Annotated in this window: 21 protein-coding genes and 1 pseudogene; 5 read left to right on the top strand and 17 right to left on the bottom strand. The window is 63.8% G+C overall.

Translation table 11 applies throughout. The features are described from left to right. Positions 1-61: 61 nt before the first annotated feature. A complete protein-coding gene (locus FLM52_04945; protein NVN55145.1) occupies positions 62-1,966 on the top strand; it encodes a lytic murein transglycosylase in 1,905 nt (634 codons plus the stop codon). A 126-nt stretch (positions 1,967-2,092) separates the two neighbouring features. On the opposite strand, the gene FLM52_04940 is transcribed toward FLM52_04945, so the two are convergent. The 8 genes and pseudogenes from FLM52_04940 to FLM52_04905 form a co-directional block, all read right to left on the bottom strand. Beyond that, positions 2,093-3,157 (bottom strand): hypothetical protein, encoded by a 1,065-nt coding sequence (locus FLM52_04940; GenBank protein ID NVN55144.1) that lies wholly within the window; start codon positions 3,155-3,157, stop codon positions 2,093-2,095. Positions 3,158-3,270: 113 nt separating this feature from the next. Further along, positions 3,271-3,807, bottom strand: a complete 537-nt coding sequence (locus FLM52_04935; GenBank protein NVN55143.1) for a hypothetical protein — start codon at positions 3,805-3,807, stop codon at positions 3,271-3,273. 67 nt (positions 3,808-3,874) lie between these two features. Next, positions 3,875-4,519 (bottom strand): LysE family translocator, encoded by a 645-nt coding sequence (locus tag FLM52_04930; protein NVN55142.1) that lies wholly within the window; start codon positions 4,517-4,519, stop codon positions 3,875-3,877. Positions 4,520-4,819: 300 nt separating this feature from the next. Further along, positions 4,820-5,404: an exopolysaccharide biosynthesis protein gene (locus FLM52_04925; GenBank protein ID NVN55141.1), complete on the bottom strand. Its 585-nt coding sequence runs from the start codon at positions 5,402-5,404 to the stop codon at positions 4,820-4,822. 98 nt (positions 5,405-5,502) lie between these two features. Continuing rightward, positions 5,503-5,631 (bottom strand): annotated as a pseudogene (locus FLM52_04920) (divalent cation transporter). Positions 5,632-5,774: 143 nt separating this feature from the next. After that, the gene (locus FLM52_04915) at positions 5,775-6,200 is read right to left on the bottom strand and encodes a hypothetical protein (protein NVN55140.1); all 426 of its coding nucleotides are present in this window, start codon (positions 6,198-6,200) and stop codon (positions 5,775-5,777) included. 128 nt (positions 6,201-6,328) lie between these two features. Next, on the bottom strand, positions 6,329-6,754 hold the full coding sequence (locus FLM52_04910; GenBank protein NVN55139.1) for a TM2 domain-containing protein: 426 nt from the start codon (positions 6,752-6,754) through the stop codon (positions 6,329-6,331). A 180-nt stretch (positions 6,755-6,934) separates the two neighbouring features. Continuing rightward, the gene (locus tag FLM52_04905) at positions 6,935-7,774 is read right to left on the bottom strand and encodes an isopenicillin N synthase family oxygenase (protein ID NVN55138.1); all 840 of its coding nucleotides are present in this window, start codon (positions 7,772-7,774) and stop codon (positions 6,935-6,937) included. Between the two features lie 247 nt (positions 7,775-8,021). On the opposite strand from FLM52_04905, the gene FLM52_04900 reads away from it, so the two are divergent. Beyond that, on the top strand, positions 8,022-8,225 hold the full coding sequence (locus FLM52_04900) for a cold-shock protein (GenBank protein ID NVN55137.1): 204 nt from the start codon (positions 8,022-8,024) through the stop codon (positions 8,223-8,225). 259 nt (positions 8,226-8,484) lie between these two features. Here FLM52_04900 and FLM52_04895 read toward each other — a convergent pair whose 3' ends face one another. The 6 genes from FLM52_04895 to FLM52_04870 all read right to left on the bottom strand — a co-directional run bounded on the left by FLM52_04895 (position 8,485) and on the right by FLM52_04870 (position 13,843). Beyond that, complete coding sequence (locus FLM52_04895) at positions 8,485-9,066, bottom strand: hypothetical protein (protein ID NVN55136.1); 582 nt, start codon at positions 9,064-9,066, stop codon at positions 8,485-8,487. A 220-nt stretch (positions 9,067-9,286) separates the two neighbouring features. Then, on the bottom strand, positions 9,287-9,736 hold the full coding sequence (locus FLM52_04890; GenBank protein NVN55135.1) for a nucleoside deaminase: 450 nt from the start codon (positions 9,734-9,736) through the stop codon (positions 9,287-9,289). 82 nt (positions 9,737-9,818) lie between these two features. Next, the gene (locus tag FLM52_04885; protein ID NVN55134.1) at positions 9,819-10,844 is read right to left on the bottom strand and encodes an SPFH/Band 7/PHB domain protein; all 1,026 of its coding nucleotides are present in this window, start codon (positions 10,842-10,844) and stop codon (positions 9,819-9,821) included. Between the two features lie 152 nt (positions 10,845-10,996). Further along, the gene (locus tag FLM52_04880) at positions 10,997-11,452 is read right to left on the bottom strand and encodes an NfeD family protein (GenBank protein NVN55133.1); all 456 of its coding nucleotides are present in this window, start codon (positions 11,450-11,452) and stop codon (positions 10,997-10,999) included. A 163-nt stretch (positions 11,453-11,615) separates the two neighbouring features. Further along, the gene (gene yegS / locus FLM52_04875) at positions 11,616-12,524 is read right to left on the bottom strand and encodes a lipid kinase YegS (GenBank protein NVN55132.1); all 909 of its coding nucleotides are present in this window, start codon (positions 12,522-12,524) and stop codon (positions 11,616-11,618) included. Positions 12,525-12,670: 146 nt separating this feature from the next. After that, positions 12,671-13,843 (bottom strand): multidrug effflux MFS transporter, encoded by a 1,173-nt coding sequence (locus FLM52_04870; GenBank protein NVN55131.1) that lies wholly within the window; start codon positions 13,841-13,843, stop codon positions 12,671-12,673. A 164-nt stretch (positions 13,844-14,007) separates the two neighbouring features. Between FLM52_04870 and FLM52_04865 the strand changes: the two genes are divergently transcribed. Further along, on the top strand, positions 14,008-15,075 hold the full coding sequence (locus tag FLM52_04865; GenBank protein ID NVN55130.1) for a LysR family transcriptional regulator: 1,068 nt from the start codon (positions 14,008-14,010) through the stop codon (positions 15,073-15,075). A gap of 75 nt (positions 15,076-15,150) precedes the next feature. Then, positions 15,151-15,546 (top strand): glutaredoxin, encoded by a 396-nt coding sequence (locus FLM52_04860; protein NVN55129.1) that lies wholly within the window; start codon positions 15,151-15,153, stop codon positions 15,544-15,546. A 109-nt stretch (positions 15,547-15,655) separates the two neighbouring features. Here FLM52_04860 and FLM52_04855 read toward each other — a convergent pair whose 3' ends face one another. The 3 genes from FLM52_04855 to FLM52_04845 all read right to left on the bottom strand — a co-directional run bounded on the left by FLM52_04855 (position 15,656) and on the right by FLM52_04845 (position 18,711). After that, on the bottom strand, positions 15,656-16,888 hold the full coding sequence (locus FLM52_04855; protein NVN55128.1) for a heme A synthase: 1,233 nt from the start codon (positions 16,886-16,888) through the stop codon (positions 15,656-15,658). A 260-nt stretch (positions 16,889-17,148) separates the two neighbouring features. After that, positions 17,149-17,790, bottom strand: coding sequence for a hypothetical protein (locus FLM52_04850; protein NVN55127.1), 642 nt, complete (start codon positions 17,788-17,790; stop codon positions 17,149-17,151). A 75-nt stretch (positions 17,791-17,865) separates the two neighbouring features. Beyond that, positions 17,866-18,711, bottom strand: coding sequence for an SURF1 family protein (locus tag FLM52_04845; protein ID NVN55126.1), 846 nt, complete (start codon positions 18,709-18,711; stop codon positions 17,866-17,868). On the opposite strand from FLM52_04845, the gene FLM52_04840 reads away from it, so the two are divergent. Then, a complete protein-coding gene (locus FLM52_04840; GenBank protein ID NVN55125.1) occupies positions 18,710-18,901 on the top strand; it encodes a DUF2909 domain-containing protein in 192 nt (63 codons plus the stop codon). The two genes, FLM52_04845 and FLM52_04840, sit on opposite strands and share 2 nt — an antisense overlap. Positions 18,902-18,906: the final 5 nt, after the last annotated feature.

The following is an 18,906-nucleotide window of genomic DNA, read 5'->3' as shown; positions in this document are numbered from 1 at the left end:
AACACTCCGACCCCGTGGCAGCCGTCGCTTCGCGGCGCTGCGGCACCTCACCGGCCTAGGCCTGCTGTTGGGACTGAGCCTGCCCCTGCAGGCCGCCACTCCCAGTGACCAGAGCTTCCGCGCCGCCTTCGATGATGCGCGCGCCAAGCGCTTTGACGAGATTCAGCAGGTCGCCGTCAATGGCCACGTGCTGGAAGGCTACATCGAGTATCACCAGCTCAAGGCCCGCCTGCCGTACGCCACCGCCGCGGAAGTGCTGTCCTTCATCGAGCGCCATGCAGACTCGCCGTTGGCCGAGTGGATGCGAGGCCAGGCGATCTCAGCCTACGGGCGTACCGGCCGTCATGATGCCCTGCTGGAAGTCAGCGATGGCGTGCCGGCCGGCGCGCAGCGCCAGTGCTATTACTACACGGCGCAGCTGGGCAATGATGTCGCGAGCGCATCGCAAGGCGGCCTGCAGCTCTGGCATGTCTCCAGCTCGCAGGACTCGGCCTGTGACCCGCTGTTCTCGGCGTTGCGCGAGCGTGGCGTGATCGATGATCAAGCCATCTGGGAGCGCGCCATGCTCGCCTGGGCTGCCGGCCAGGGTGGCATGGTCAGCTATCTCGAGCGCCAGCTGCCCAGCAGCTGGCAGCGGGCCATCGCGGCACGCGAGCAGCTTGAGGGCAACTTTGCCGCCATCACGCGCCTGCCGACCAATCTCGGCCACGGCGGTCATGCCTTCGCCGCCTTGAGCGTCGCCGCCATGCATGGCTTCGTGCGTGCCGACACCGAGGCCGCGCTGGAAGCCTGGCGCAAGGTGAATCCGCACATGCCGATGAGTGATGAACAGCGCCACACCGTCGAGCGCGACCTCGCCTGGTATTCACTGGTGCGCGACATCCCCAACAACCGCGGCTGGGTCGATCAGCGCCTGACCATCCTCGATGACGAGGAGCTGTTCGATCTGCGCATGCGCAACGCGGTGCGTGCTGGCGACTGGCCGCAGGTGCGTGAATGGGTGTTGAAGATGCCGGACCGCTTCCGCAACGAAGCCCGCTACCAGTATTGGCTGGGGCGTGCCGATGACAGCCTGGGTCGCCCGCAGGAAGCACGCACCGCCTGGACGCGCGCCGCGACTGAGCGCAACTTCTACGGCTTCCTGGCCGCCGACCGTATCGGCCAGGCCTACTCGCTCAATCGTGATGACCAGGACTTCTCCGACGCGGAACTGGCCGAGGTCGCCGAGACGCCGGCCGTCAAGCGCGTCAGAGCACTGATGAACATTGACGAGATCGGTCTGGCTCGCTCCGAGTGGTTCAACGCCGTCACCCAGGCGGATGACGCCGGGGCTCGCCGTCTTGCAGCCTACGCGCTCCAGCAGAAATGGTATGACCTGACCGTCTTTGCCACCATCCGTGGCCAGCTGTGGGATGGCCTTTCCTGGCGCTTCCCGCCGGCCTGGCAGCAGGACTTCCAGCGCTTCGGTGCCGATGCCGGCGTCGACCCGTGGATGCTGATGGCACTCGCGCGTCGCGAGAGCGCCTTCAACCCCACCGCCACCTCGCCGGTGGGTGCACGTGGCCTGATGCAGCTGATGCCGGGCACCGCCGCTCAGGTCAGTCGCGGCCTGGGACTGCCCACGCCCAGCAACGCGGCGCTGGGGGACCCGGTCACCAATATCCGCCTTGGCAGCACCTACATCCGCGAGATGCTGGACCGCTACTCCGGCAACCGCCTGGCCGCCGCCGCGGCCTACAACGCCGGGCCGGGACGCGTCGATCGTTGGCTCGCCGACACCCCGGGAGAATACGACCGCTTCGTCGAGCGTATCCCCTTCAAGGAGACCCGCGAATACGTCAAGGCCGTGCTGGCCTACCGCGTAATCTTCGAAAGCCTGGCCAAGGGCACCAGCGAGGGCGTCAAGGTGGTCAGCGACCGCGAAGTCAGCCAGCGTTACACCACCGCCCTGGTGGATCGCCGCTGAGCCGAGCAGCATCCCGCAACGAAAACGCCAGCCCTATGGGGCTGGCGTTTTCGTTTTCATGGCATCAGGGCCCATGGCGACAGAGCTCATCGCGCCCTTCAGCCATTCTTTCAGCCATTCGTTCGTTCAGTCATCGCGACGTGGACGAATGGCGGGCGAGGACCCGGACTGGCTCTCGCCCTTGGCTTCGCCCGGTCGCGAGGCAGCCACGCCATTGCCGAACGGCGGCTTCTGCTGAGGGGTATACCGTCCCAGCGCCTCGGCATAACTCAGGGGTCGCCCTTCGTCGCTCCTCTTGCCCTTGCCACGCCAGCCCTGGCGCTTGCCGGCAGCGCCCCGGGGCCGTGATGCGTCGTCATGCGCCTGAGATGCCGCATGGACCTGTGCAGCATGGCGCTGAGATGTCCCGTCGCCCTCTGCCTCGCTACCCGGGTATGCCTGCGACACCACCGGCTCCGATGCCGCTCGGGCGGAATGGGCCAGAGGCTGGAAGCGCGTGACGCGCGGTGTACGCATCAATCGCACCATCAGCCAGACCGCCAGGCCCCAGCAGAGCGTACCCAGCACGCCATAGACGATCATCGCCCAGGCATTACCGGGGCGGTGGCCTGCATTGATGATGATCACACGCGACAGATCGATGTCAGGCCAGCGTTCGGCCAGCAGTGAGCGCTCATCGCCCGGCAGGTCCGTCTCGGCATGCAAAACGGTGCCGAACAGGCCATCGGGGAACTCGATCAGCGGCGGCACGTTTTCCAGGCTCTGCACGGAGTCGGTTCGCACCAGCACGCCTATGCGCTCGATGCGCGGCCATTCTTCCGAGGGGATGCCATCAATGCCCCCGAAGGCGCGTGACAGACCGGCCAACTCCAGCAGATAGGGGTTCATGTCAGAGATGACAGGATAATAGAGCGTCTCGATGCGGCGACCCCCGTCTGCATCGGCATCGAGGCGAAAGGTCTCGGTATGCTCGCGATAGACTGCCCAGTGATTGCGCAGCGAGACGAACTGATTGACCGGCAGGTTGCCCTGCTCCACCGACTCGAGATTCAGCGTTTCGGGGCGCGTGGTCACGCGGCCGACCCAGCGCCCCTCATCGACGGCGTACAGCCAGGCCGCTATCCCGGCGACCACCAGCACCACGGCACTCAACCCGCCCAGACGGCGACGAAGGGTATGTGAAAGACTCATCCGATTGCGTTCCCTGCCAATGCCAGCCTTGATGGGCCGGTCTTCATGTCATGAATGCAGCACTGTACCGCTGCTGTCGTTGGCTCGGGCAGGCATTAGCACCGGCCCGGGCATCATTGTTGTTCGAGCCGTGCTGCCAATCGATTGCTCTTGTCGCAGTAGCGTTGCCGCAGGCGCAGGATCTCCAGAGAATTCGAGGACAGGGCATCCAGCACGTAGCGGTTGCAGGCCTGCTCGGCTTCTCGATGCGCCGCTTCCAGCGCCTTGCGCGCCTTGCGCTCTTTCGGCGTCATGCCCGCATAGGGGTCGCGCCGGGGCTTGAAGGTCGCTGCGGCCTTGCAATACATGGTGCGGGTGTCGATATGCGCCGCCCGCCCCCGGCGCTGCAAGGCATGGCAGGTCTCGACGAACAGTCGGCTGGCCATGCGCGAGCACTCGCGCTGCTCGACGGCGGTACCGGTCTTTTCCAGATGTGCACAGACAGACTCATCATCGATGCGCCACAGCTGGTGGCGGAAGTCGATGGTGTAACCGTAGTAAAGCACCCGTACCTGCTGTACGCGGGAATCGTAGACATCGCTGACATCCCGAGCCTCCAGGTGCGTGACGACCTTGAGAAAGGTCGCCAGTGTCAATGTCACAGGGTCCATGTGTCATCAAGGATACGAACCGTCATCCCATGCGCTCCGTTGCAATGTCGGGAGTGGCCGCTCATCCCTAGCGACCTAGCGCCAGCCGCGCCCCCAGCAGCACCATGACGGATCCGGTGATGCCCTCCATCCAGCAGGCGACTCTCGGCCTTGCCAGCCAGCGCCCTGCACCGCCGACCATCAGCGCCACGCTGATCTGCCAGAGGTTGGCGATCACGAAGTGGACACCCGCCAGCCACAATGACTTGAGCACGGCCGGGTCGGTCGGCGCGATGAACTGCGGCAGAAAGGCCATGTAGAACACCACCGTCTTGGGGTTGAGCACATTGGACAGGAAGCCCTCTCGCAACGGCTGCCAGCACGATACCTGCTGGCGTGTCACGGTGACGTCGACATTCAGCCCGCGTGCGCGCCGCGCACTCTTGAGACTCTTGATGCCCAGCCAGATCAGATAGCCCGCTCCGACCAGCTTCAGGGCCGAGAACGCCCATGCCGACTGCAACAGGATCAGCGAGATGCCCGCCGACGACACCAAGGCGTGCACGAAAAGGCCGGCACAGATCGCGAGACTGGTGAGCACGCCGTCACGCAGGCCGCCGCGCGAGGTATTGCGAATCACCAGCAGGGTGTCGACCCCGGGCGTGACCGTCAGCAAGGTGATGGCCACCACGAAGGACCAGAAGGCAGCATCGAACTGGATGAAATCAAACATGACGAACGTCCTTGCGACAGACCCGCTTCAGTAGCCGAATTCGTGCCCCCATGGCACTGAACAGGCGACCAGTCTAGGCGAGCACGGCCAGCCTGCAAAGCCATCCCCATCAAGATGACAGCCTGGTTTGTCTCTGAATGGTGCACTTCAGTCTTTGGTCTTACGGCGTTGCGACACAACGGTGCAGGCGCTCTCCTGAGCCCGCAACTGATGGCACGCGAGAGCCATGTCACGTCATCAAGGATACGAGCCTCGACTCCTAAAATACGCTGCGTCGCTGTTGAGCGACCAACGCAGCCTTCAACCTACCAACCAGAACCCCGTGGCGATATCCAGCAGCAGCACCAGCAAGGCCAGCAGGATGACCAGGCCATCCTCCCCGATCAGCCCCAGGCCCAGCAGCAGCAAGGCTGCCGCCGGCAAGGCCGCGGCGAAGGGCACCAGCTCCAGCGGCACCATGGCCGTGGCCAGCAGGATGGTCAGCATCGCGATACCGCGATAGGCAAGGCCGCGCGTCATGAAGCTCAGGCGTGGCTTGAGCAGACGATCGAGGCGTCGCGTCCAGGGCCTTGCCCGCTCGACGCCATGGGTCAGGCGTCGATGCTCGAAACTGAAGCGCGCCAGCCGACGTGGCAACCACGGCATCTTGCGCCCCAGCAACAGTTGACCCGCGATCAGCACGATGAACAGCGCGCAGGTCGTCGGCACGCCAGGGATCGCCCCGGTCGGCAGCAGTACCAGCAAGGCAGGCAGTACCAGCAAGGGGCCGAAGCCTCGGGAGTTGAAGTGCTCCAGAATGTCGCCCAGCGAGATATCCCCTTCGATCTCGCGGTCCAGCTCTTCCAGCAACCCCGTGAGGTTGCCTTCATTGGCGTGCTTGCTCATGCGAGCTCCCTATCGGGAAGATGACAGAGGGTGTGAGGGTCTCGAGCCATGGCGAGTCAGCTGGTGCCGCCCCGCCACGGTGAATCGTCAGCTGATTGTCAGCCGACCAGACGATCGCCCAGCATGCCGATCATGAACCCCAGCGAGGCACCCAACGGCGGTGACCAGTGATGCGCCACCCGCGACTGGGGCGCAATATCCTGGAAGACGCGGTAGAGAATCCCGCCGCCAAGCGCGGTGATCCCCGCCAGCCAGCTGCGCTTGACGTGACTCTCGTGACTGCGCTCCAGCTGGGCGATCACGCCACCCAGCGGCATGCACAACCCGGCAGCCCAGGCGAGCGCCACCATGGGCCACGGAATCGATGCCATCATGCTGTCGTCGGGGCTACAGGACTCGGTCGCGCTCCCAGGACACGCATCAACAGGCTGGTGCCGACGCCCCAGGCGCCATTCAGGACCAGGCCACCGACCACCATCAGCGGCACGACCTCGATCCCCTTGAGCGGAAAGACGACCAGCATGGCCACTGCCGTCGGGCCGACTGCACCGAAGACGAGGCTGATCAGCCAATGGCTGACGCCCGTTCTGCGTCGTACCAATGCCCACAGCGGCAGCCCCCACAGCCCGCCCCAGAGGGCCAGCGAGAGCACTGAAGGGACGCCCAGCGGCCCGGTAGGCGTCATGTTGTAGGGCGCCTTGGGCAGGATATCGGCCAGATAGAAGAGCCCGAAGAGGCCCTGATGGAAGATCAGAGTCGCCAGAAAGGCGGCGATGAAGGCTTTCAACCAGATCATTGTTCACTTCCTTGTCGTCATGTTGATGAAAACATCCGAGCCCCATCACATTAGAGCATGCGAAAACTCGGCACTGCCTTTCCTGCTACGTCACTTCCATCCCGCTGGATGCAACGCAGGCGTGATCTCTAGCGCTGGGTGGCCGGGGCCTGTTCGGCATGACGCAGCGATATTTGGTCATTGAGTGTCCAGAAGTCATACAGCACGCCGATGAAGAACAGCCCACCGGTGCACAGGTAGAGCAAGCCGGTCAGCCACTTGCCCATGTACATGCGATGGATGCCGAACACGCCCAGGAAGGTGAGCAGAATCCAGCTCAGCGAGTAATTGATCGGGCCTTCCCGAAAACGGAAGTCCGCCTCGCGGTCCATCGCCGGAATCAGGAACAGGTCGATCAACCAGCCGATGCCCAGCAACCCGAAGGTGAACAGCCAGATGGTGCCGGTGACCGGCTTGCCATAGTAGAAGCGGTGCGCGCCAAGGAAACCGAAGATCCACAGCAGATAGCCCATGGTCTTGGAATGCGTGTCCTGTACAACAGGCGATGGGGTCATCAGTTAAGCCTTAGCCGCGATGCGGCAGATCATGATTGCGAATACAGTCAATGCGGTCGTGGCGATGCTGAATCAAGCCGTCCATCACCACTGCGCACCCGAAAACGACAACGCCATCCACGCACTGGCGCGGATGGCGTCTGATGGGCAGATATCTGCCGGTCGAGTGCGAGTCGGTCTCTAGATGACACCCAGCTCGCGCAGACGCTCCTTGAGGTAGGAGTCCGCCGTGTGCTTGTCAGACAATACCACTTCGGGACGCGGATGCAGGAACAGCGGCAGCGACAGACGTGACTGGCTGGAGCCCTCGCCGGTCGGGTTGATCACGCGGTGCGTGGTCGACGGGAAATAGCCACCGCTGGTCTCCTGAAGCATGTCGCCGACATTGATGACCAGCTGACCCGGATCACAGGGCACGTCCATCCACTCGCCATTGACGTCCATCACCTGCAGGCCCGGCTCGTTGGCTGCCGGTAGCACGGTCAACAGATTGATGTCTTCATGCGCCGCGGCACGAACGGCGCCCGGCTCTTCACTGCCGGTCATCGGCGGATAATGCAGCACACGCAACAGCGTCTGGCCGCTGTCCTTGATCATGTTGGAGAGCGGCTCACGGTAGAGCTCCGCCACCTCGGCAGGTGAATGGACTTCGACCCAGCTCAAGAGCTCCGCCGCGAAGGCTTCGGCCTGGCGGTAATACTCCATGGCATTCTCGCGCAGGCTGTCAGGAATCTTGCCCCACGGATAGATGTGGTAGTACTCCTTGAGATCACGCGCCGTATGGCCCTTGGCGGTCTCGGAGACATCTGCCGGGAACAGGCCATCCTGGGTCTTGGGGTCGAAGCGCCAGTCAAGCTTGTCGGCGCTGGAGAAGAATTCGGCCCATTCGGCGTAGATCTTCTCGACCAATTCATGAGAGATCGGATGATTGCGGATGACACCGAAGCCCGTCGTACGCAGGGATTCGACAAATTTTTCGGCGGCGTCGGCCGAGCGGTAATCTACGTTCTGGACCTTCATGGCATTTCCATCTATGTTGGCTCTGTGTGAGCATCCTACTTGAGCCGGAAGGAGTCGCCAATACGGCAACTTTCTGTTCGAATGGAAGCGAGCATGTGCAGCCTTGGCTGCATGCGTAGGTCAAACAGGAAAGGATGTCGTCGCAGGACGTAACGCGTCTCTCTGGTGGAATTCCCCCTAGCCGCACCAACGCACTCTGGTCTGATGGGCAGACCACCAACATCATCTCGTAAGCAAGGAAAGAATCATGGCAACTGGCACAGTAAAGTGGTTTAACGACACCAAAGGTTTCGGCTTCATTTCTCCGGACGACGGCGGCGACGACCTGTTCGCGCACTTCTCTGAAATTCAGGCGGAAGGCTTCAAGTCCCTGCAAGACGGCCAGAAGGTTTCCTTCGACGTCACCCAGGGCAAGAAAGGCCTTCAGGCCGCAAACATCAAGCCGGTCTGATCTTCTCGATCAGCCTGGTCAGGCCGCCCTCACCGGCGCTCTGATGATGGCAGCAAGACAGTCATGGAAAAGCCCGCCTTCTGGCGGGCTTTTTTGTGGACAGGCCTTGGCCTGACTCACGCGTGACGAAGAATCGTCAGCAACAAGAACGCCGCGACCCAAGGGGTCACGGCGTTCTCATCTCGGCGGCCGTGTCACTCGCACTCAGCCAGTGACACAGCTTGCGACATGCATCACGCCAGCATTCGCTGGCCAGTGATTACTGCTGCGCTTCGTCGATGGACTCGTTGGCTTCCTGCTGCGCAGCGTTGATCTTCTCGTTCACTTCGGCAGCAGCGTTGTCGCCAGACTGCTCAGCGGAGTCGGTCAGCTCGGCAGCCTGCTCCTTGGTGGATTCATAGGCATTCTTGGCAGCATCGGCAGTAGCGTCAGCAGCATCGTTGACACCTTCCTTGGCAGACTCATAGGTCTCGGAAGCAGCGTTCTTGGTTGCTTCAAGGGCACTTTCGCTCTCGGCGGCAGCATCATCACCCATGGCATCGGCAGATTCTGCAGCGTCGTCAGCCATGGCATCGGCAGATTCTGCAGCGTCGTCAGCCATGTTGTCGGCCTTGTCAGCAGCAGCATCCATCTCTGCGGCCGCTTCGTCAGCAGCCTGGTCCATCTTCTCGGCAGCGGCATCAGTCGCTTGTTCGACGCTCTGTTCAGCCTGCTCGGCGCTCTGCTCGGCAGAGGTCTCGGCGTTCTGGACAGCTTTGTCAGTATCGCCGTTATCGCAACCAGCGATGGCCATAGACAGGCCAGCGGCCAGTGCGGGAATCATCCATTGCTTGAGTTTCATCGTCTTCTCCATGATAGGTGGGGAGTTGCCAGCCCCTGTTTCCTGCAAGTGGCATTGCAACAAAGGTCGTGTAGTCATGCAAGCGAAAGCGTGGCTTGGCGCCTGATACGCAAGACATGGTGCCAGACCGACAGCTTTTCAAGAATTTCGCTCTTTTCACAGCAGAATAGTGTTAACGAACACCATTTTCCATCAGCTACCACCAACAATCGCGCCGTGATCACTCGCCGATATCTTCGTTCCAGACGTCCGGCTGCTCGCGAATGAAAGTCGCCATCAATTCGCGGCAGCGCGCGTTGTCGACGACATCGACCTTGACGCCCAGACCCCGCAGGTGGTCTTCCGCGCCCATGAAGGTGTGGTTTTCACCGACCACGACATGCGGGATACCGTAGAGCTGGATGGCACCACTGCACATCGGGCACGGTGACAGCGTGGTGTAGAGCACGGATTCACGATAGACGCTGGCCGGCAGGCGACCGGCGTTCTCCAGTGCATCCATTTCGCCATGCAATACCGTGCTGCCCTTCTGCTGGCGCTGATTGTGGCCACGACCGATGATCTTGCCATCATGGACCAGTACCGAGCCGATCGGCACGCCGCCTGCCGCATAACCCTTTTCCGCCTCTTCAATGGCGGCCTGCAGGAAGCGCTCATGATCGGTAGTCATTGCTGTCATCGTCTTGCTCCAGATGCGGTGAATATTCAGTGGAGCGGCAGCCTACTGCCACTTACTGCTCGGCACAATACACTCAGCCCAGGCCCGCTTCGCCGGTCATCATCTGACGGGCGCGTCTCAGCCCTTCATTGCTGGCGTTGGTGGGCTCGCCGACTTCAGTGGCAAGCTCGCGAAAACTGCCCATGGCACCCAGCAAGGCAGAAGCCTCATAGGGGATGAAGACGCGATCACCTTCCCTCGCCATGTCCGGCAGCACCTGCAGATATTTCTGGCCCAGCATGTAGCCGACCACCAGCTGCGGGTCTTGCGCACCGATGGCATCGCGCAGCTGATAGATGGCCTGACGCTCACCTTCGGCGCGCAGAATCGCGGCCTGCTTGTCACCCTCGGCGCGCAGTACCGAAGACTGCTTCTCGCCCTCGGCGGTCGCGATGGCAGCTTCGCGCTGGCCGTTGGCCTCGGTCACCGTAGCGCGACGCTTGCGCTCGGCCGCCATCTGCAGCCGCATCGCATCCTCGACTTCCTCGGGCATGCTGATGTCCTGGATCTCGACGCGCGTCACCTTGACGCCCCACTTGTCACCGACCTCATCCATGGTGATCTGCAAGGCGTCGTTGACCTCCTTGCGACTCTCGAAGAGCTTGTCGAGCTCCATGCGACCGATCTCGGAGCGCAGGCTGGTCTTGGCCAGGACCTCGATGGCCTGGGTGAAGTTCTCGACTTCATAGACGGCGCGCTTGGGATCGACGATCTGGAAGTAGAGCGCCCCGTTGACGGTCACGGTGACGTTGTCCGTCGTCACCACACTCTGGCCGGGGAAGTCCATTACCGTCTCGCGGCGATCGATGCGGGTCTCCTCCACCACCAAGGGCAGGTTGTCGCCCTTGACCTCACGATAACGGCGGATGGTGATGGAGCGCGGCTTGTCGATGAATGGAATCACCAGATTCACGCCGGACTCCAGTGTGCGGCTGTAGCTGCCGAGGCGTTCGATGACGACGGCTTCCGACTGCTGGACGATCATCAATCCCTTGGCCAGCAGGATTACCACCAGCGCCAGTATGAAAAGAATGATGATGAGTCCCGGACTGATAATCATATTGCTCAACTCCCTTGAACTGGGCCGTATCCGCAAGCCCTTGTGAGATATCCGATCACGCTTGACCCGCTGCCACCACGACCGCGCCGTCGAGCCGCGATCTCATGACGTCTTTGTGCAGTTTCCTTCGAGAAAGACTAATTCTAGACAGACTATTTCGAGACCGATTCCTTCGAGACAGGCTCGACACAGACGGTAATGCCTTCGACGCTGACAATCCTGACCGTGTCCCCTGCTTCCGGCGGCGTCTCCCCCTCCCAGCGTAGCGGATACTCATTGCCTGACACGCGCACAGCAGGTTTGCCGCCGTTGCCGATGATCACCTTGGCCAGCTGCCCGGTCTCCGCGCCACTGCCCAGGGTGCCGTAGGGCGTCTTGGGCAACAGATAGGGATGGATCTTGCGCACGAACAGCGGCACCAGCACGAGGGCCGTGATCGCGACGCTGATCAACTGGATGTTGAGACCCGCCCCCAACCCCGCCGCCAGAGCGCCCCCGAAGGCACTGACACCCAGCGCCAGCAGCACGAACTGCGCACCCAGCAACTCAAGCCCCGCCAGAATCAACGCGAGGATGACCCAGATATGCCACGCTGCCAAACCGACCATGCAATCACTCCCTGAGGTCCTGATTCTCGCCCTGTGCGGCCGAGAGGTTGGAAGAAAACGCTGCCACCAACGCAACGAGCGCAGCCTGAGTAAACCTCAGACTGCGCTCGTGTACCAGCCAGCTCTCATGGCTCAGTCAGCGCACAATGGCCCGACTGCGGGCTCATGAGTGTGTCAGCAGGACAGCGTCCTGCGGGGCGACCAGACGCAGAGCGCCGGGAATCAGCTGGAATTCGCTGTTTTCGATCAAGTAGCTCTCGCCATCGAGATTCACCGGCAGCGACTCACCACGATAGTGCAGCGAGTCAGTGCGCACATACCGCACGAAATGGCCGCTCTCGGGGAGCGACTCCAGCTCCTCGATCACCTCGCCCACGCGCGCGATGGGAAAGTCGCGAATCACCAGCACATCGAAGCAGCCATCATCAAGCAGCGCCCGCGGTGCCAGCTCCTGCCCGCCGCCCGCCTGACGACCATTGCCGATCGCCAGCACGAACAACGCCAGCTCCTCCTCCACTCCGTTGAGGGTCACGCTGCCACGATAGGGGCGGAAGTCCCACGCCTTGAGCACGCCCATCAGCGAATAGGCCCCGCCACCGAACAGCTTCTTGAGGCCCCCGGGCGTCGAGCGCGTCACCTCGGCACCGAAGCCCGCCGAGGCCATGTTGAGGAAGTAGGCATCATCCAGCTGCACCACATCGACGGCTCGCGCCGCCCCTTCGCAGGCCAGCGCCAGCGATTCCGTCACCGGCTCGGGGATGCCAAGCGAGGTCGCCAGATCATTGGCGGTGCCCAACGGCAGGATCGCGACTTCCGGGCGCTTCGCGAGTGGATGCTGCATCAATGCATTGGCGATCAGGTTGAGGGTGCCATCACCGCCACCAACGACCAGCCTCGTGACGCCTTCATCGACTGCCTCGCGCACCAGCCTCGCGACGTCATCACCCTCGAAGGTCAACCGCGCTTCAAGCCCTGCCATACGCTCACGCTGAGCGAAGATGGCCTCACGCAGCTCCGGCTGCTGAGCCTTGTCCCCGTTGAGTATCACGCGCACACGCGCCGCTGATTCCATGGTGCCTCCTTGGCGACATGCGGATCGAGCGACAAGCATACTCTGGTCGGGGGCCTTCAATGAACCATCTCTGCCCTGCGACCCGCCGCGGTTGTCAGCCAGCGAATCCTTCATGCCCGTTCAGCCGCACCGGCAAGCCCTGCCGACTAGACGCCCGGCTGACGTCGCGCGCCCAACAGCAGCAACGGCAGCACCATCACCACGCTGATCAGCAGCAGACCCTGCTGAGGGGCGAGCGGCGTATTGAGCAGCGCCGTTGCCACCACTGCCGAACCGCCGAGCTGGATGCTGCCGAGCAGCGCCGCCGCGGTGCCGGCACGCTCAGCGAAGGCCTCCAGCGCCAGGCTTGATGCCGCCCCGAGTGCCAGCGAGAAGCCGACCGACAGCACTGCCACCGGCACCATGAAGGCAGCGGCCGACAGTGGCAGCCAGGCGAAGGCCGCGCCCTGCATCAGGCCGGAGAGCAGGATGATCGCCAGCCCCAGACGCACGGTGGGCTGACGGCCGAGGCGCGTGATCACGCGCGGTGCGAAGAAGAAGGTGATGATATTGATCACGGCATTGCCACCGAACAGGGCACTGAAGACCAGCTCGGAGTGACCGAGGCGCTCGACCAGCAGTTCGGAGGACGACGACACATACAGCAGGATGGCGCTCATTGCAGCCATCGCGACCAGCGCCTGATACAGGAAGCGCCAGCTGGTCAACACGGGGCGGTAACGCGCCCAGTTGTACAGCGGACGCTCCACGACCGTCGTGGCAGGACGCGTCTCGCCAAAGCTCTTCCACGCCATCAAGCCGACGCACAGCGCGAAGGCGGCCATGAACAGGAAGTTGGAGCGCCAGCCGAACTGCACCGCCAGCAGGCCGCCCAGCACCGGCGCCAGCGCCGGAATGATGCACAGCGCACCATTCAGATAGCTGTACATCCTGGCGCCCTGCTCCGGCGTGTAGCAGTCACGCACGGCCGCGAAGGCCACCGTCACCGTGGCGCATGCTCCCAGCCCCTGCAGGATACGCCCGAGATACAGCATGCTGATGTCCTGTGCCAGCACGGCGACCATCGCGCCGACGAGATAGACCGTCGCGCCGCCCAACAGCGCCGGGCGCCGTCCGTAGAGGTCCGTCAACGGGCCGACCAGAATCTGCCCGACACCCACAGCGCCCAGAAACAGCGTCACCGTCATCTGCATCACATCGGTGGGCTGGGCGAATTCGCGCGCCATCGCCGGCAGCGAGGGCAGATAGATATCGATTGCCAGCGGCGAGAACATCACGCAGCCGACCAGCAGCAACAGCAATAGTCGTGCGTTGGGCATGGGCCTTGCGGCAGCAGAGGAAGACACGGACATGGATAATCTCGAGAGTCAGAAGCCAAGGGCGGCCCGACAGAGGGGCCATCAAGAATCCGCAGAGCCTAGCGCCTGCGACTTATGAAGCAAAATGATATTATTTCAGGCCTGATATTCCACTGGAGAAACTCATGAGCGCGACAGCTCCGCAGACACCCGCAAGGCCGGTTGGTGCCCAGTCCCCAGCCGCGTCTTCGCTGCCTGCGTCTTCGGGCTCAGCGCCAGCGTCCACGCCCTTCAACACGCGCATCGACCTCAATCTGCTGCAGGTGCTGCAGGTGCTGCTGGAAGAGTGCAGCGTGACGCGCGCGGCGGGCCGTCTTCACCTCTCGCAGTCTGCCGTCAGCAAGAGTCTGGCACGCCTGCGCGTGATGTTTGATGACGCCCTTTTCATTCGCGAACGCCACGGTCTGCGCCCCACGGCGCGGGCCCTGTCATTGCGTGGTGAACTGGCCGAGCTGCTCTCGCGTCTCGAGAATCTGAGCGCCCCTGCCACCTTCACCCCCGCCACCAGCCAGCGGCGCTTTCAACTGGCGGTGCTGGAAAGCGCCTGGGCGACCCTGATGCCGTCCTGCACGCGCGCACTGACCGATGCGCTGCCGCATGGCAGCCTCGAGATCAGCCGCTGGCAGGCCGATTGCCTGAGCCTGATGGAAAAGGGCCAGCTGGATATCGGGCTTGCCGGACACGATCACAGCGCCGAGACCCCGGGCGAGCCGCCAGCCCTCCCCGCTGGCTTCCAGTCGCGCCTGCTGTGGCGCGACGACCATGTGATTCTGGTGCGGCGTGATCATCCGCTCACGCGGCGCCAGACACCGATGACGCTGAGCGAATTCGCGGCCTTGAGTCATGTGCAGGCCACCTGCGAGGGGCGCTCACGCTGGTCGCTGGATGAGCGGCTGGAGCAGCACGGCGCACCACGCCGCATCAGTGTGCTGGTGCCGGATTTCCGCGATGCCCTGAGCATCGTCGCGCACAGCGAGCTGGTGTTCTGTGCCCCCAGAAGCTTTGCCCAGGCCAGCAGCGAGCTGCATGGGCTGGCGATCCTTGAGCTACCGATGCGCCTGCCCGCGCTCAGCTACCGCTTGATCTGGCATGCCAGCCACGAGCAGGACCCCGGGCACCGCTGGTTGCGACAGTCCCTGCTGACGCATATCCGCAACGCGCATGGGGAAGACGCCGAGGCCGCTGAGCTCTAGAATGGCCCCATTGTAAATTCGCCACCCGCCCTGCGGCACTGGCGCCGATACCCGCACGTCCCATGAGGTTCTGCCATGCGCTCCATCATCCGCCTGTTCTTCCGCACCCTGCGTCTGGTGCTGGCTCCCTTCATGCTGCTCAGCGAGAAGCTGACCCGCGGCACTGCGCTCGAGCGCAGCCCCGCCCAGCAGGCCGGGGTGGACGCCGAGACGGCCAAGCTGGCGCTGTATCAGTTCTCGACCTGCCCGTTCTGCATCAAGGTGCGCAAGCGCATGCATCAGCTGAACCTGAACGTCGAGCAGCGCGACACCCAGCACAATGCCACTCACCGCCAGGCCCTCGAACAGGGTGGCGGTCGCGTCAAGGTGCCGTGCCTGCTGATCACCCATGACGATGGTCGCGAAGAGTGGATGTACGAATCCGACACCATCAATGCCTACCTGCAGGAGCGCTTCGGCAGCGCGGCCTGACAAGATGCCGGCTGATACGACGCAGACCGCAAGAGGCCGCTCTCATGAGCGGCCTCTTGCGGTCTGGTGAGCGCGATCACGCGCTTGGGAGCCCCTCTTTCGCCTCTCATCAGGCCAGCGCCTGCGAGACGGGTGCCTGCTTGCGGCGAGCCGCCTGGCGCATCTGATCCAGCGCCCATACCATCGCCAGCGTCAGCGCGACGGCCCCCAGGGTATGCGCCAGCGCCAGATCCAGCGGCAACCACCACAGCACATTGGCGACTCCCAGGCCTGCCTGTACCAGCCAACACCCCAGCGCCCAGCGCCAGGGGTTGTCGCGCGCTGTCGTCCGCCCCGGCAAGTGGCGGCGCTGCCGCCAATACAGCGCCAACAGCACCGCCCCCAGCAGCACGGCCCCGCCACGGTGCGCCATGTGGATGGCCGTGCGCGCCTCACCATGCAGCTGCCCATGCAAATAGCTGGGGCCGACATCCTGGCTGAGGTGGAAGCCCTCTCCCCAGTCCATCGCCGGCCATGCGGCACCATTGCAGGTCGGGAAACCTTCACAGGCAAGCCCGGCATAATTGCTCGAGGTCCAGCCTCCCAGGGCCAGCTGCCCCAGCAGCAGAGCCGCGGCCAGAGTGGTCAACCAGGGCTGACGCCGTATGTGCGCTGCATCAGCGTCCGCATTCTGTTGCTCAGCCGTCACCTTGAGGTGCGCCGCCCGCCGTCTGAGTGATAGCCACAGCAACAGCAATAGGCTCAACACGCTCAGACCGCCCAGCAGATGCAGCGTCACCACCTGCGGCCACAGCTTCAGCGTCACGGTAAAGGCCCCGAACGCGCCCTGAACCAACAACATGCCCAACAACAGCCAGCAGCCGGCCATCGGAAAACGAGCGCGCGCCTCCGCGCCCCAGTGATCAGTCACCTTTGCCTCGCCGCTGCCACCCTCGAAGGTCTGCGACTGATGAGCTTCCTGACGGCGTATCCTCCAACCCAGCGCGAGCAATGCGATCGCCGCAAGCCCGAGCAGGCTCGCCGCATAGCGATGGATCATCTCTGCCCACGCCTTGTAGCCTTCAAGCGGATGATGCGGGCTATGCAAGCTCGCGGTCTGGGCATCCGGCACGACCAGAGCGCCATAACAGCCCGGCCAATCGGGGCACCCCAGCCCGGCGTCCACCAGCCGCGTCCAGGCTCCCAGCCCGATCACCAGGATGACCAATCCCAGCATGCTGGCAACCAGTCGCTGACTGCTGCGCCACAGTCGTGCCGTTACCCGCCGGCTCAAAGCCTGCCGGTCGGCAGAACCACTCTTCAGACCAGGCGTCAGCTCAGACGTCAACTCAGGCGTCGCCATCAAGAAGGCCTGCGCAGCTGAGGCTTCATCCGTGGTGGCGTGGCGCAGAAATGGCGGGCGAGGCAGCAACGCCGCCCCTCGTTGGCGGGCCTGCGGTGGATAGCGCTTCTGCATGGCGAGGCGAGACATGGCATATCTCCCTGGTGAAGCGAAAGAAGATCACGTGCGACCTGGCTAGGCGCTAACTATCGAGGCCCGACCTGGCGAGGCGCGACCTAGCGAGGCACGACCTGGCGAGGCCCGACCCGACGAGGCGCGACCTATCGAGGTCCGACCGGATTACGCTTGAGCAGCCGGCGCACATCCTTCATCACGGCCTGCGGGGTGATCTCGGGCCCGTAGGCGACCACGACCTGCCCGTGAGGGTCGATCAGGCGCAACTGGTGCGGCGCGGAAGTGGTGTCGTTCTGCGTTGGCCAGCGCCCGAGCGCCCGTTGCTCGCCCGGCACCTGGGGATGCACAAAGGCCTTTTCAGCCACCACCAGACGGCCCAGGCGCGGCGCCTCCTTGCCAAGTGCGCGATGCAGGCGCCACCAGCGCTCGGCCTGCGCCGCGGCCAGCTGCGGCTGGTTCGGCTCCGGCCAGCTGAGCCAGAAACGCTGCTCATCCGCGCCTCGGGCAGCCAGCGGCGGCATGCCGGGGGCCTCCTTCGCGCTAACAGCGCCGTCAGTCGCGTTTTCTGTGGCGTTTTCGGTGACGGTGTCAGTGGCGTTTTCTGTCACGAGGTAGTCGAGCGACCAGTCCGTAAGCGGCTTGACCTTTGGCAGCAAGGCACCGTTTGCCACCCGCCCCTCGGGAATCCCGACCTGTGCGCTCAGCATGGCCCACGCCAAGGGCAACGGGGCGGACAACAGCCCCAGCAAGGCCACGAGTTTCAGACGCTGTCGCATCACGTGTGTCATCGCTCTCCTCCTGACGACGGCTTCCCTGCTTGCCCGGGTGTGCGGACAACAGACTCAAGACACAAGCACCGGGCGCTAGGCCTGGCGCTGACGCAGCGCGGACTGGCGTTGACGGCGCGCGCCCAGAATCATGACCACCGCCGCCCCCAGGCTGAGCCCCAGCCACTGCAGCGCATAGGCGTAATGACGCTCAGGCGTCATGTTGCTCGGCTGCCACCAGGGCAGGAATCGCCCCTCCCCGCTCGTCTGGTGTAGGACACCCGCAAAGGCCGGTGTGCCCAGCGCCTGCCAGGCGCTCAGATCGACCTGCTGCAGGCGCTGCCCCTCGCGGTTGGGGCCGAACAGTGGGCCACCGCTGTTGCCCTGACCGTTCAGCCACTGCCAGCGACCACTGATCACCCCGGCGCCTGTCGGGGTCGTGAATTCCGGGTCGCTGCGCGGGGCCGGCGATGCCACGAAGCCACGCTCCACCAGCCACCAGCGGCCATCCAGCGTTCGAAAGGGCGTGAGCACCGCCACGCCATGGCGCTTGTCCAGCGTTCGGTTGTCCAGCAGCAGGCTGTGCTCCGCGAGCCACTCGCCGCGTAGCTCGATCAGGCTGGCACTGGCAGGCGGTGCCGTCGGCATCACTAGCTCCGGCGCGCTGGCGGTGTCCTCCAGATGCTGGGCACGCGCCTGGCCACGCATCACCTGCCAGCTGCACAGGCACAGGCCGAGCACGATCAGGCATCCCCAGAACAGCCACCAGGCACGTCCGACTTGGCGCTCCTGCGTCGCCGCCGTTGAAGACGCCTGCGCCGCTGTGGATGGCACCTGCGCCGCTGGCGCTGACTTGCGCTTGTCAGCCGGATGAGCTCGACTGTCACAAGCGAGTGCCGCGCCGTGCTCACCCGCCACTGTCTGCGCCCCGGGAGGTGACATGCTGCTCAAATCGCTGATCGCACTGGTCTTCATCGGCATGCTGGCAAGCCTGGTCGCCGGCGCCGGTTTTCTGCTGCGCGATGGCAGCCGCAGTCGACGCCTGCTGACCTCTCTCAAATGGCGGGTTGGCCTGGCAGTGTGTCTGGTGATTCTGCTGGTCATTGGCTTCTCCACCGGAATGCTGGACTGACATCA

Source organism: bacterium Scap17, assembly GCA_013376735.1.
Classification (GTDB): Bacteria; Pseudomonadota; Gammaproteobacteria; order Pseudomonadales; family Halomonadaceae; genus Cobetia.
The sequence above is the reverse complement of the archived record's forward strand: the minus strand, read 5'-3'. Positions and strand labels throughout refer to the sequence as shown.

Excerpts from the sequence above, each read along its gene's own strand:
- FLM52_04940 (NVN55144.1), bottom strand. The coding sequence starts at position 3,157 with ATGAGTCTTTCACATACCCTTCGTCGCCGTCTGGGCGGGTTGAGTGCC.
- FLM52_04935 (NVN55143.1), bottom strand. The coding sequence starts at position 3,807 with ATGGACCCTGTGACATTGACACTGGCGACCTTTCTCAAGGTCGTCACG.
- FLM52_04930 (NVN55142.1), bottom strand. The coding sequence starts at position 4,519 with ATGTTTGATTTCATCCAGTTCGATGCTGCCTTCTGGTCCTTCGTGGTG.
- FLM52_04925 (NVN55141.1), bottom strand. The coding sequence starts at position 5,404 with ATGAGCAAGCACGCCAATGAAGGCAACCTCACGGGGTTGCTGGAAGAG.
- FLM52_04915 (NVN55140.1), bottom strand. The coding sequence starts at position 6,200 with ATGATCTGGTTGAAAGCCTTCATCGCCGCCTTTCTGGCGACTCTGATC.
- FLM52_04910 (NVN55139.1), bottom strand. The coding sequence starts at position 6,754 with ATGACCCCATCGCCTGTTGTACAGGACACGCATTCCAAGACCATGGGC.
- FLM52_04905 (NVN55138.1), bottom strand. The coding sequence starts at position 7,774 with ATGAAGGTCCAGAACGTAGATTACCGCTCGGCCGACGCCGCCGAAAAA.
- FLM52_04900 (NVN55137.1), top strand. The coding sequence starts at position 8,022 with ATGGCAACTGGCACAGTAAAGTGGTTTAACGACACCAAAGGTTTCGGC.
- FLM52_04895 (NVN55136.1), bottom strand. The coding sequence starts at position 9,066 with ATGAAACTCAAGCAATGGATGATTCCCGCACTGGCCGCTGGCCTGTCT.
- FLM52_04890 (NVN55135.1), bottom strand. The coding sequence starts at position 9,736 with ATGACTACCGATCATGAGCGCTTCCTGCAGGCCGCCATTGAAGAGGCG.
- FLM52_04885 (NVN55134.1), bottom strand. The coding sequence starts at position 10,844 with ATGATTATCAGTCCGGGACTCATCATCATTCTTTTCATACTGGCGCTG.
- FLM52_04880 (NVN55133.1), bottom strand. The coding sequence starts at position 11,452 with ATGGTCGGTTTGGCAGCGTGGCATATCTGGGTCATCCTCGCGTTGATT.
- yegS (NVN55132.1), bottom strand. The coding sequence starts at position 12,524 with ATGGAATCAGCGGCGCGTGTGCGCGTGATACTCAACGGGGACAAGGCT.
- FLM52_04870 (NVN55131.1), bottom strand. The coding sequence starts at position 13,843 with ATGCCCAACGCACGACTATTGCTGTTGCTGCTGGTCGGCTGCGTGATG.
- FLM52_04865 (NVN55130.1), top strand. The coding sequence starts at position 14,008 with ATGAGCGCGACAGCTCCGCAGACACCCGCAAGGCCGGTTGGTGCCCAG.
- FLM52_04860 (NVN55129.1), top strand. The coding sequence starts at position 15,151 with ATGCGCTCCATCATCCGCCTGTTCTTCCGCACCCTGCGTCTGGTGCTG.
- FLM52_04855 (NVN55128.1), bottom strand. The coding sequence starts at position 16,888 with ATGGCGACGCCTGAGTTGACGTCTGAGCTGACGCCTGGTCTGAAGAGT.
- FLM52_04850 (NVN55127.1), bottom strand. The coding sequence starts at position 17,790 with ATGACACACGTGATGCGACAGCGTCTGAAACTCGTGGCCTTGCTGGGG.
- FLM52_04840 (NVN55125.1), top strand. The coding sequence starts at position 18,710 with ATGCTGCTCAAATCGCTGATCGCACTGGTCTTCATCGGCATGCTGGCA.
- FLM52_04845 (NVN55126.1), bottom strand. The coding sequence starts at position 18,711 with ATGTCACCTCCCGGGGCGCAGACAGTGGCGGGTGAGCACGGCGCGGCA.